Origin of the sequence: Nocardiopsis synnemataformans, assembly GCF_965343085.1 — a bacterium.
Lineage (GTDB): Bacteria > Actinomycetota > Actinomycetes > Streptosporangiales > Streptosporangiaceae > Nocardiopsis > Nocardiopsis alborubida.
The window spans coordinates 65,414-76,879 of the sequence record NZ_CBDRFA010000008.1 but is presented as its reverse complement, the minus strand read 5'-3'; the positions used below and the strand labels follow the sequence as shown (position 1 = coordinate 76,879).

General features: G+C 72.3%; 12 protein-coding genes. 6 read left to right on the top strand and 6 right to left on the bottom strand.

The window, feature by feature from the left end:
* Positions 1–94 precede the first annotated feature (94 nt).
* A complete protein-coding gene (locus ACSIH6_RS06380; protein ID WP_435107290.1) occupies positions 95–751 on the top strand; it encodes a LuxR C-terminal-related transcriptional regulator in 657 nt (218 codons plus the stop codon).
* 97 nt (positions 752–848) lie between these two features.
* Here ACSIH6_RS06380 and ACSIH6_RS06375 read toward each other — a convergent pair whose 3' ends face one another.
* The 4 genes from ACSIH6_RS06375 to ACSIH6_RS06360 all read right to left on the bottom strand — a co-directional run bounded on the left by ACSIH6_RS06375 (position 849) and on the right by ACSIH6_RS06360 (position 3,744).
* Positions 849–1,628: a TetR/AcrR family transcriptional regulator gene (locus ACSIH6_RS06375; protein ID WP_435107289.1), complete on the bottom strand. Its 780-nt coding sequence runs from the start codon at positions 1,626–1,628 to the stop codon at positions 849–851.
* A 178-nt stretch (positions 1,629–1,806) separates the two neighbouring features.
* Positions 1,807–2,631, bottom strand: coding sequence for an NAD(P)H-binding protein (locus ACSIH6_RS06370; protein ID WP_435107288.1), 825 nt, complete (start codon positions 2,629–2,631; stop codon positions 1,807–1,809).
* A 270-nt stretch (positions 2,632–2,901) separates the two neighbouring features.
* Entirely contained in the window at positions 2,902–3,036 is a 135-nt protein-coding gene (locus ACSIH6_RS06365; RefSeq protein ID WP_435107287.1) for a hypothetical protein, read from the bottom strand.
* 144 nt (positions 3,037–3,180) lie between these two features.
* The gene (locus ACSIH6_RS06360; RefSeq protein ID WP_435107286.1) at positions 3,181–3,744 is read right to left on the bottom strand and encodes a DNA-3-methyladenine glycosylase I; all 564 of its coding nucleotides are present in this window, start codon (positions 3,742–3,744) and stop codon (positions 3,181–3,183) included.
* A gap of 248 nt (positions 3,745–3,992) precedes the next feature.
* Here ACSIH6_RS06360 and ACSIH6_RS06355 point away from each other — a divergent pair, with 248 nt between their 5' ends.
* From ACSIH6_RS06355 to ACSIH6_RS06335, 5 genes are all read left to right on the top strand, one after another.
* Entirely contained in the window at positions 3,993–4,943 is a 951-nt protein-coding gene (locus tag ACSIH6_RS06355) for an ABC transporter ATP-binding protein (protein WP_435107285.1), read from the top strand.
* Positions 4,940–5,719, top strand: coding sequence for an ABC transporter permease (locus ACSIH6_RS06350; protein ID WP_435107284.1), 780 nt, complete (start codon positions 4,940–4,942; stop codon positions 5,717–5,719). The genes ACSIH6_RS06355 and ACSIH6_RS06350 overlap by 4 nt, the downstream gene beginning before the upstream one ends.
* A 9-nt stretch (positions 5,720–5,728) precedes the next feature.
* A complete protein-coding gene (locus ACSIH6_RS06345) occupies positions 5,729–6,520 on the top strand; it encodes an ABC transporter permease (RefSeq protein ID WP_435107283.1) in 792 nt (263 codons plus the stop codon).
* A gap of 212 nt (positions 6,521–6,732) precedes the next feature.
* Positions 6,733–7,008, top strand: coding sequence for a hypothetical protein (locus ACSIH6_RS06340; RefSeq protein ID WP_061082166.1), 276 nt, complete (start codon positions 6,733–6,735; stop codon positions 7,006–7,008).
* Positions 7,005–7,403: a type II toxin-antitoxin system VapC family toxin gene (locus tag ACSIH6_RS06335; RefSeq protein ID WP_435107281.1), complete on the top strand. Its 399-nt coding sequence runs from the start codon at positions 7,005–7,007 to the stop codon at positions 7,401–7,403. Before ACSIH6_RS06340 ends, ACSIH6_RS06335 begins: the two co-directional genes overlap by 4 nt.
* A gap of 63 nt (positions 7,404–7,466) precedes the next feature.
* Here ACSIH6_RS06335 and ACSIH6_RS06330 read toward each other — a convergent pair whose 3' ends face one another.
* On the bottom strand, positions 7,467–9,194 hold the full coding sequence (locus tag ACSIH6_RS06330; protein WP_435107391.1) for an ABC transporter ATP-binding protein: 1,728 nt from the start codon (positions 9,192–9,194) through the stop codon (positions 7,467–7,469).
* Positions 9,195–9,430: 236 nt separating this feature from the next.
* Positions 9,431–11,191 (bottom strand): ABC transporter ATP-binding protein, encoded by a 1,761-nt coding sequence (locus ACSIH6_RS06325; protein ID WP_435107280.1) that lies wholly within the window; start codon positions 11,189–11,191, stop codon positions 9,431–9,433.
* Between the last annotated feature and the right edge of the window lie 275 nt (positions 11,192–11,466).

Sequence of the window (11,466 nt, the reverse complement as noted above, 5' to 3'; positions counted from 1 at the left end):
CCGGGTTCCCCTCCCCCACGCCCCGGAGGTTTCGCATGAAAAGGGGACAGGTCCACTGATTACCCGCGTACTGATTATCGGTGACCAAGACGTAGTGAGGCTGGGACTGTGCACGGCCTTCGAAGCGACGGATGACATCAAGGTGGTCGGAACGACCGGCGATCTGCGAGGGGCGGTGGCCAGGGCACGACAACTCCGTCCCGACGTGGCCGTCGTCGACATGGTGGCGCTCGGGGAGAGGGGGAACGAGGTGGTCCGCGAGCTCGCTGAGCTGGACGACCCCCGCGTCCGCGTCCTCGCCCTGGCGGTGCCCAACGAGAGGGACAACCTCGTCAACTGCCTGCGGGCCGGCGCCTGCGGCTACATCCTCACCGGCAGCGACATGTCCGTCATCACCGACGCCGTGCGCTCGCTGAGGGAGGGGCACACCGTGCTCGACCCGGCCGTGGTGGGCACGGTCGTGGAGGAGTTCGTCCGCTACGAGGCGGCGGTGTGCGTCGGGACGGGCGACGACCCGGACTCGTGCTGGAAGGAGCAGTTCACCGACCGGGAGAAGGACGTGGTCGGGCTGGTCGCCACCGGCGCCAGCAACGCCGAGATCGCCGGAGTCCTCGGCCTGTCCGAGACGACCATCAAGTCACACGTGTCCAGCGTCCTTGCCAAACGGGGGCTGCGCAACCGCGTCCAGCTGGTGGTCTGGGCCTTCCGGAGCGGGCTCGTCCCCGTCCGGAGCAGGGACGCGGTGCTCTAGGCGCGACCGGCGCCCGTCGCCGGAGCGTCGGCCGACGAGAAGCGCGGTGCCGGTGGAGGGCCACCGCGTGATCCCCCTGACCCCGGGGCTCCGGCCCTCAGGACTCCTCGACCCCCCGGTCGGAGCGGGAGTCCACCAGGACCCGGACGCCGTCCAGGACGCGTTCGAGGCCGAACGCGAACTCGTGGTCGGACGAGTAGACCGTCCTGTGCTCCCTGCCCACCGTGCTGCCCACCCGGGAGGCGAGCGGGTAGTCGCTGTCCCGTGTGAACGCCGCGAGCAGCGGGCCGTGGGTGCTCCACCACTGGCCGTCCGTCATCCCCGTGGCCCGTTCGGTCTCGCTGACCGCCGCGGCCTGGCTGGCGGCGCCCTCCGCGTAGCTGTTGACCAGGCTGACCGTGGAGTCCATCTCGACGTCGGACAGGCCCAGGCCGTCCACGGCGGACAGCTCGTACTCGTACTTGGCGATGAGGTGGGGGCCCAGCAGACGGCCCCGCGGGGTCTGGAGCATCCACGGGTGGCGCAGGAGCAGCCGCCAGTTCGCGTACGCGACCGCGCTCAGCCGCTCGCGCCAGTGCCCGGGACGCTCGCCGTCCGCGTACATGTCGGCGTAGGCGGCGTCGAGCATGAGGTCGACCAGCTCGCCCTTGCCGGGAACGTAGGTGTACAGGGACATGGTCCCCACGCCCAGGCGTTCGGCGACCTTGCGCATGGACAGCGCGGCGAGCCCGTCGGTGTCGGCCATCTCCGAGGCCACGGCCACGATCCGGTCCACGCTCAGGTCCGGTTTGTTCCGGCGGCTGACGGGCTCCTGGGTCCGCCACAGCAGCGCGAGGCTGCGCGCGGGGTCGCCGCTCTTGGTGTACTGCGTGGGCATCGACCGTCCTGCTCTCGGTCCGGTGTCCGGCCAGTCTAGGGCGTGTTCCACGGGCACACGCCCCGCTGTACCGCGTCGCCGGGACGTCGGGAGACGGAGAGGCCGGGACGCGGGGACGTCGGGATGTCGGGAATCGTCCGGCCGGGGGGCGCCCTGGCCGGACGCGTCGGCCCGCGGGTCAGGTTCGCGGGCGGAAGGTGTCCGCGTTCTCCCCGACCCACCCGGCGAAGGTGCGCGCGGGCCTGCCCGTGACCCTCTCGACGGTGTCCTGGACCCGGGTGCCGACCTCGGGCGGGTCGGTGACCAGCTGGAGGCCGAAGCCCACGTACTCCTCGTCGTGGCCCAGGGCGCGCAGCCGCTCGGCCTCCTCCTCCAGGCTGAGGCGGACCAGTCCGACCTCGCGGCCGATCCCGTGCGAGAGCGCGGCCACCCGCTCCGCCGGGGTCAGCGCCTCGGGACCGGTGAGGGGGTAGGCGCGGCCGCCGTGGCCGTCCTCGGTGAGGGCGGTGACCGCGACGGAGGCGATGTCGGCCTCGTGGACCAGGGCGCTGGGCGCGGTGCGCGCCTCGCGGACCACGCCCTCCGCGCGCACGGAGTCGGCCCAGTCCAGGGTGTTGGCCATGAACTCGACCGGGTGGAGCAGGGTCCAGGCCAGACCGCTCGCGGCCAGGGCCTCCTCCACCGGGCCCGGGTAGAAGTCGCACAGCACCGACACCCTGCGCACGCCCGCCTTCTCGGCGAGCTCGACCAGGCGCGGCGCTGAGGTGAGGGGAGCGTAGTCGTCCCCGCCGAACGTGATCAGGTGCAGCCCCGTGACCCCTTCGAGGTGCGGGGCGAGGGTGTCCGGGTCGGTGAGGTCGCCGCCGACGACCTGCGCGCCCTCGGGCAGGCGGGCCCGTTCGGGGGAGCGGGTCAGCGCGCGTACGGGGTGCCCGGCGCTGAGCAGCTGCCCGACGACGTGGCGGCCGACGTTGCCGGTGGCTCCGGCGACGAGGAAGGTCATGGCTCTCCATCTGTCCACTGGGGGATCCTGGTTTCCGTAAGGCGTACAGTACGGCGTACGGGAACGGCGCGCAAGAGTGGGCGCGACGTCTGAGGGGGAGTGCGGAACCCCGAGCGGTGGTGTACTCCCTCCCGCGTCCGGCCCGGCTGCGGAGCCTGCCCCGGGCGGTTCCACGTCCGATTCGGATTCAGGGCATACGGAAGGAGCTCCGTGCGTCAGCGCGCTTTCCTGCGTTCGGTCCGGGGCGCGGGGACCTGGGCGGCGTCGGATTCAGGACGCGCGGACGAAGGCGGCCCGTGCGGCGGCCCCGGCGGCGATCCGCGCGGCCAGGTCCAGGTCGGCGGGCGTGACGGGCTCGCGGCTGACGAAGAGGCGGTGGTAGACCGGCGCGACCGCCGAGCGCACCACCTCCCCAGCGGCGGTAGACGGGGGCCTTGTGCACACCGGAGCGGGTGGCGACGCGTTCGGCGGTGAGTCCGGCGTAGCCGTGTTCGCCCAGTTCGTCGAGGTGTCCTGCCGCCGGGTCGCGGCCGGAGCGGTCGGCGGCGGTCAGGCGGGCTTGGCCGGGCAGGCGACCAGGTGGTCGTCGACCACGCCCACGGCCTGGAGGTAGGAGTAGACGATGGTGGTGCCGACGAAGGTGAAGCCGCGCTTCTTCAGGTCCTTGCTGACCCGGTCCGACAGCGGGGTGCTCACCGGGACCTCGGAGGGTTCGGTGAAGCGGTTGACCACGGGCGTTCCGTCCACCCAGCCCCACAGGTAGGCCGCGAAGGTGCCGTACTCTTCGCGCACGTCCCGGAAGGCCCGGGCGTTGCGGGGGAGCGAGGCCACCTTGAGCCGGTTGCGGATGATCCCGGCGTCCCGGAGGAGCCGGTCGGTGTCCTCCTGGCCGTACTCAGCGATCCGGTTCCGGTCGAAGCCCTCCAGGGCCCGCCGGTAGTTCTCCCGCTTGTTGAGCACGGTGGACCAGGACAGCCCGGCCTGCGCGCCCTCCAGGACGAGCATCTCGAACAGGTGCGCGTCGTCGTGGGAGGGCCTGCCCCACTCCTGGTCGTGGTAGGCCCGCATCAGCTCGGACGACCCCCGCGCCCAGGCACAGCGCTGGTCGGACATGGCGGCTCCTCGGAGGTCGACGGCGGAGGTCGCCTCCATGGTGCCGCAGGTCGGCGACAGTCCGGACGCGTCCGCCGGTCGGGGCGCGGGCGCGGAAAACCCCTTGTGTCCGGAATCGGACACGCGCGAGGATCGGTCCGTCACCTAGGATGAGCGAAGTATCTCGATATAGAGATATGTGGTGTCGGCGCCGTACCCGGTGTCGCGCGCTTCCCCACGGCCCCCACTCCCCCCGGAGGTCAGCGCACGTGAGTGCCCTGGAGATCACGAACCTCAGACGTGTCTACCGGCGCGGGGGAGGTGAGGAGCTGGAGGCGCTGCGCGGCGTCAGCCTGGAGGTCCCCGAGGGCGAGGTGCACGGCCTACTCGGCCCCAACGGCGCGGGCAAGACCACGCTGTGCAAGATCGTCTCCACCGTGCTGCTGCCCACCTCCGGCACCGTCCGGGTGCTCGGCCACGACGTGGTCACCGACACCGCGAGGGTGAAGAACTCCCTGGGCATCGTGTTCGGCGGCGACAAGGGCGCCTACGACCGGCTCACCGCGCGGCAGAACCTCACCTTCTGGGCCGGGGTGTACGGACTCCGGGGCGTCCGACGGCGCGGCCGGGTGGACGAACTCCTGGAGCGGATGGGCCTGGCCGACCGGGCGGACGAGCGCGTCGGCGCCTTCTCCCGGGGCATGAAGCAGCGCCTCCACCTGGCGCGCGGCCTGGTCTCCGACCCCGGCGTGCTCATCCTGGACGAACCCACGGTCGGCATGGACCCGGTGGCCGCCCGCGACTTCCGCGCGCTGGTCGCGGAACTGCGCAGCGGCGGACGCACCATCCTCATGACCACCCACGACATGGCCGAGGCGGCGGCGCTCAGCGACCGGGTGTCCCTCATCGACCAGGGCGGCCTGGTGCTCACCGAGAGCCCCGAGACCGTCGGCCGCCTGGTCTCCTCCTACGAGCGGGTGGACGCCCGCGGCGTGCCCGGCCCCCTCCGGGAGCGGCTGGCGGCCCTGCCCGGCGTGGTGTCGGTCCGTGAGGTGGACGCCGTCGGGACCCGCGTGGAGACCGACGACCCCGACGCCACGCTCGCCGTGCTGCGCGCCCTGGTGGACGCCGGGGTCGGCGACGTGTCCCGGAGCCGCCCCAGCCTGGAGGAGGTCTACCTGCACCTGGTCGGCGACCGGGGGATGGCGGTGGACACGTGAGGCCCCTCGCGCTCGGCTTCGGCCTGGGCTTCTCCTTCCAGACCCGGCGGCTGGCCAGGAGCGTGGACAGCTACTTCGCCCTGGTCGGAGCGCCCTTCTTCACCGTCGTCTTCCTGTCGATGGTCCTCTACTCCGGCCGCGCGGACCTGGCCTCCTACACGGTGGTCGCGCCCACGCTGATGACCCTGTGGACCGCGGCGCTGATGTTCGCCGGGGAGATGATCAGCGACGACCGGGACAACGGCCGCCTGGAGCCCCTGGTGGCCTCGCCGGTGTCCGTCCCGATGCTGCTCTTCGGCCGCCTGTGCGGCGCCATGCTGGTCTCCGTTCCGGCGTTCGCGCTGTCCATCGGGGTGGCCGGGCTGCTCTTCGGCTTCTGGGTCACGGTCCACCACCCGGTGGTGTTCGTGCTGGCGATCGTGGCGACCGCCCTGTCCACCGCGGCCACGGCGACGGCGCTCTCGGCGCTGTTCATCGCCGCGCCCGGGGCCCGGATCGTGCAGAACACCCTGTCCATGCCGGTGTTCCTGCTCAGCGGCGTGATGGTCCCGGTCGCGCTCTTCCCCGGCTGGCTGGAGGGCCTGAGCCGGGTGCTCTACCTCTCCTGGGGCGCGGACCTGCTGCGCGACGCGCTCGCACCCGAACCGGTGGAGTCGGCCGCGCCGCGGCTGGCCGCGGTGGTGCTCCTGGGCGCCCTGGCCCTGGCCTTCGGCTCGGCCACCCTCGTCCGCTTCCTCCGGCGCGCCCGCGCCGAGGGAACCCTGACCCGGATCTGAGGGGAAGCCGTGATCGCACACGCCGCCACCACGGTCCGCCGGGCCGCCGTCCTGGCCCGCGCCGACATGTCCTTCGTCTACACCTGGCGGACCTGGCTCTTCGGATGGCTGGTCCGGTTACTGACCCAGGTTGTCTTCTACAGCCTGGTCGGGGTCCTGGTCGGCGACCCCGAGTTCACCGCCTACGTCGTTCTCGGCGCCGCGGTGCTCATCTGCGTGGCCGAGACGATGCTGGCCACCGCCTCGACCTGCTGGGACAAGCACCAGGGAACGCTGGGTCTGCTGGCGGCCTCCCCGATCGAGCCCGGCCTGTTCTTCTTCGGCCGCAGCCTCCAGTGGCCCGCCTCGGCGACCGTCACCACGTCGATCGCCCTGCTGGCCGTACCGCCCTTCTTCGGGGTGACCTGGGAGCCTTGGCAGGTGCCGGTCCTGGTGGGCGTCGCGGCGCTGACCGCGCTGAGCAGTTACTGCATGACCCTGTTCCTGGGGTCGGTCGCGCTGGTCTTCTCCGAGGCGCGCAACGTCATCAGCACGATCGCCACCCTCTACGTCACCGCGTTCTGCGGGGCGATGGTGCCGCTGGAGTACTGGCCCGCGCCGGTCCGGTGGGCGGCCCAGGCGGTGCCCGCCACCCACGGGCTGGAGGCGGTCCGGCTGGTGGAGGGCGGCGGCACCGCCGTCCAGGTCCTGGCGGCGCTGGGGGCGATGGTGCTGGCGGCCCTGGCCTGGTTCACGGCCGCCTTTTTCTCCTTCCGCCTGGTGTTCGCCCGCGCCCGCGCCGGAAGGAGCGTCCTCGACTGACATGGACGTTCCGATCCCGGACGAGGCGTCCCGACTGCTGGCCGACACCGGTGCGCCGCCCCGCCTGCGCGCGCACGGCGCGCCACCCCGTCTGACCGCGAAGTGCCCCGCGTCCGGGAATTCTCGGAAACCCCAACGGTGAGGAACTCGCTCTCGTTAGGCTCATGAAAAAGTAACCGGCAACTTCCGGAGTGCGAGGTATGGTCAGTGGTATGGCAACAAAGAAGTACACGGTGACCCTTCCGGAGGAACTGGCCGAGGCCATTCGCACGGAGGTGGGTCCCGGTGGGTTCAGCCGCTACGTCACTCAGGCCGTCGAGCGTCAGCACGAGCGCGACCGGCTCCACGAGTACGTCGAGTGGTGGGAGTCCGAGTACGGGGCCATCACTGATGAGGAACTCGCTGAGGCCGAGGCGGAGCGCCGTGAGATCGAGCGCCGCCATGCCGAAATCGCCCGGAAACGCGACCCTCTTCAGAAGGCTGGATGAACGTCCAACAGATCTACCTCCTCGACAGCGAGGCGCTGTCCCGGGCCGCAGGGGGAGAGCGGCGTATGGGCGCTCGGCTCAAGGATGCGAACCGGGCGGGCATCAGGGTCATGACCACGGCCATGACGCTGATCGAGGCGTATGACATGAGAGCCCGTCAGGCTGCCTGGGAGTGGACTCTGTCCCGTATCCACGTGGAGCCGGTGACCGAGGAGATCGCCAACGACGCGATCCAGTTGTTGAGGTCCGCGGGACTGCACGGGCACAAGTACGCGATCGACGCCGTTCTCGCCGCGATCGCCCTGCGCCAGCAGGAGCCCGTCACCGTCTTCACCTCCGACAAGGACGACATGGACCAACTGTGCGGTGACCGCGTGGTGGTCTTCAAACTGTGAACTGAGGGAGAGCCGCACGGCGTCGTCCCACCATGGCCTCCACGTGCCCCGCGTCCGGGGGGCTCAGGCGGTGCCGTGCCAGGATCTCCACAGGGCCGCGTAGGCGCCTCCCGCGCCCACCAGTTCGTCGTGGGTGCCCAGTTCGGTGATCCGGCCGTCCTCCACCACCGCCACCCGGTCGGCGTCGTGCGCGGTGTGCAGCCGGTGGGCGATCGCGATCACCGTCCTGCCCTCCAGCACCGCCGCGAGGGACCGCTCCGCGGCCCGGGCGGTGGTGGGGTCCAGCAGCGAGGTGGCCTCGTCGAGCACCACCGTGTGCGGGTCGGCCAGCACCACCCGAGCCAGGGCCAGCTGCTGTGCTCCGGCGGCGTCCAGCGCCGTGCCGCCCGCGCCCAGCGGGGTGTCCAGGCCCTCCGGTAGCTCCCGTAGCCAGTCCGCGTCCACCGCCTCCAGCGCGGACAGCAGAGCGGTGTCGTCAGCTTTCTCGGAGGCCAGGGCCAGGTTCTCGCGCAGCGTCCCCGCGAACACGTGGTGCTCCTGGTTGACCAGGACGATGCGGCGGCGCAGCTCCTCCGGGCCCAGATCGGCCACGGGAACCCCGCCCACCAGCACGCTCCCCGAATCCGGCGCGTCCACTCCGGCCAGCAGCCGGCCCAGCGTGGTCTTGCCCGCTCCCGAGGGACCCACGACCGCCAGCCGCTCGCCGGGCCGCACCGTCAGATCGATCCCGCGCAGGACGTCCGTGCCCGCCACGTAGGCGTAGCGGGCGCCGCGGACCTCGATCCGGTCGTCGACGGGTGTCGGGGCCGCGCCGGCCGGAGCCGTCACCCGCCCCACGCCGCGCACCCGAGCGAACGACGCACCGCCCCGTTGCAACTGCTCCACCCAGTACATGATCCCGCTGGCGGGCTCCTCCATCTGCCGCATGTAGAGGCAGCAGGCCACCACCACCCCCAGGCTCATTCCGCCCTCCAGGTGGAGCAGGCCGCCGTAGAGCAGCACCACCACGGCGGGCAGGGAGAACGCGGCTTCGGCGACGGGGAACAGCACCGACCGCAGGCGCAGGGTGCGCCGTCGCGTCCCGTACAGCTCCAGGGTGTCGTGGTCGGTACGAGCCACCCGTTCCCGGCGCAGCCCCAGCGCCTCCACGGTGCGGCCGCCCTCAGCGGTGGCGGTCACCCCCGCCAGCGCGGTCGAGGCGGCCGTCCCCTCCGCCAGGTAGGCGGCGCGCGACCGGCGCAGGTACCAGTGCAGCGCCCACCAGACCGGGGGCACGCCCACCAGGACCAGCACGCCCAGAGACGGACTGAGCCAGAACACCGCGGCCAGCAGGAAGAGGATCTGTAACAGGGCGGGGAACACGTCGGGGACGGCGCCGCGCAGGGTCGTCGCGATCACCCCCATGTCGCCGGACGCCCGGTTGGTGAGGTCCCCGGTGCCGGACCGCTCCACCACGCGGGCGGGCAGGGCCAGGGCCCGGTCCACGAACTCCTCGCGCAGCCGCGCCAGCGCCCGCTCCCCGAAGCGGAACGCGCCCAGCCGCGCGTACCGGGTCAGCACCAGCTGTGCCAGCGCGCAGGCCAGGACGGCGGCGGCCAGCCCGTCGACCGCCGCGACGGTGGCCCTCCCGGCCTCCAGGAGGTCGATGATCCGGCCCAGCAGATAGGGTCCGGCCAGCCCGGCCGCACTGGCCAGGCAGGTCAGCGCGAGCGTCGCGGTCAGCCCCGCGCGGTCGGCTGACACCAGCCGCCAGGCGTCCCGGCGCGCCTGGGCGGGCTCCGCCACCGGCAGCCGCTCCTCCTCCCCGGTGTGCGTTCTCTGCCCGCCGGTGTTCCCGCCGCCGGTGTTCCCGCCGGTTCCCGTGCTCGCCTCGGCTCTTGTGCTCACGCTGGTTTCCGTGCTCGCCTCGGCTCCTGTGCTCACGCCGGTGTCGGTCCTCTCGGTGGTCCCTGCGCTTCGGCCGACCTCCGTTCCTTCTCCGGCACCTGTGCTCTCCTCGGTCCCCGCGCTCTCCCCTGTCCCCGTGCTCACGACCGGCTCCCCTCGTCCGCTCCGCGCAGGACCAGCGCCCGGTAGTCAGGCCGCGTGGCGACCAACTCCCCGTGCGTGCCCACCGCCACCGCCCGCCCCCCGTCCAGCAGCACCACCCGGTCCGCCCACGCCAGCAGCAACGGCGAGGTGCCCGCGACCACGGTGGTGAGCCCTCTGCGTGCCTCGTGCAGCCGGGCCGCGACCAGCGCCTCGGTGTGCGCGTCCACCGCCGAGGTGGGCTCGACCAGCAGCAGCACCTCCGGTTCGGCCAGAACCGCGCGGGCCAGCCGCACCCGCTGGCGCTGCCCGCCGGACAGGTTGCGGCCCTGCTCCTCCACCGCCGAGTCCAGCCCGTCGGGCAGGGACGAGACCACGTCCAGCGCCCCGGCCGTCCGCAACGCCCCCGTGACCTCCTCGTCGGTCCGGCCGCCGTGCACCGCGACCACCTCGCGCAGCGGACCGGCGAACAGGTACGCATCGCTGTCGCCGACCAGGACGCGGTCGCGCACCCGGTCCACGTCCATGTCGCGCAGCGGCACCCCGCCCCAGGAGGCGTCGGAGTCGGTGTAGCGGCCCAGGCGCTCCACGACCAGGGCCGCGTCCCCGGGCCGGAGCGACACCAGGGCGGTCATCGACCCCGGCGGCACCCGCGTTCCGCTCTCGGGGTCCAGGAGTTCGGCGGGTCCCTTCGGAGGCGCCGCGCCGCCGCCCTCCGACAGCGCGGGCCCGGACCGCAGCAGCCGCACCACCCGCTCCAGCGACACGTGGCCGTGGGTGAGGTCGCTGGCCGCCTCGACCAGGAAGAACACCGGGAGGATGAGGACGGCGACGTAGCCGTACACGGCGACCACCTCCCCCACGGTGATATCCCCGGCCACCGCGAGCCGGGCGGCGATCCAGGTGACGGCTGCCAGGAAGACCACCGGCAGGCAGGAGCTGACCGCCTCGAACCAGCTGCTGGTCGCGCCGAGCCGGTACCCCTGGCGCAGCAGCGAAGCCGAGCGCTCCCGGTACCGGGCGGCGAACCGGTCCCTGCCGCCGATGCCGGACAGCACGCGCAGCCCGGCCACGATGTCGCCCGCCAGGGTGGTCAGGCGCCCCTCCCGTTCCCGGTAGCCGTTCTGCCCGCCGCGCAGACCGTGCAGCAACGGCCCCACGGTCAGGGCGAGCAGCGGCACGCCGATCAGCACGACCGCCGCCAACAGGGGTGACACGGTCAGGAGGAGGACGGCGACCGAGGCGTAGGCGATCACCGAGCCGACCCCCGGCCCGGTCATGGTGAGCGTCTGCGCGATCCGGCCCACGTCCAGCACCTGGACGGTGGACAGCTCCCCGGAGGAGAGCCGCCGGGGCAGCGCCGCGCCCAGCCGGGCCGCGTGTCTGGCCACCACGCGCATGGTCCGCAGAGAGGCGTCCATCCGCACGAGCGTCATGGTGCGGTGCCGCATGATCGACACGGCAGCGGTGAAGACCCCCGCGCCCGCCAGCGCACCCGCCCACAGCAGCAGGGCGCCCCGGTCCCCGGCCCGCAGGCCGTCGTCGACGGCGCGGGAGAGGAGGTAGGGCATCACCATGAGGCCGATCATCCAGACGGTTGCCCAGAAGGCCCCGGCCAGGACCCTCCACGGCTGGGAGGCGATGAGCCACCACAGGTAGCGCCAGGGCCCGCGGGCGTCCGGCGTCCCGGGTTCGGGCACGCGCGGACGTGGGCCCGGGGTGGTGGCGTGTGCGCGGGGGGTGGTCGCCGTCCCGGTCACGGAGCCCTCCGTTCGGATCGTCGGATCAGCGGTTCTCGTTCTGTCCCCTTCATGAAAACAGGACCGCCGCCGCGGCGGTAGGTGCTTTCTCCTCCTGTGGACAACTCCGGGAAGCGCCGTTTTCTCATTCCCGGGAACGCCTCACGAGTAACACCAGTAACATCAGCAACACCAATAGCAAATTTCACACGAGAGATCAGAACGCTCATATGAGGAGGATCCTCATAACGCGTACGTCACAAAAAAAGTTTGCAGCCATAAATCTGAGCAGGGCG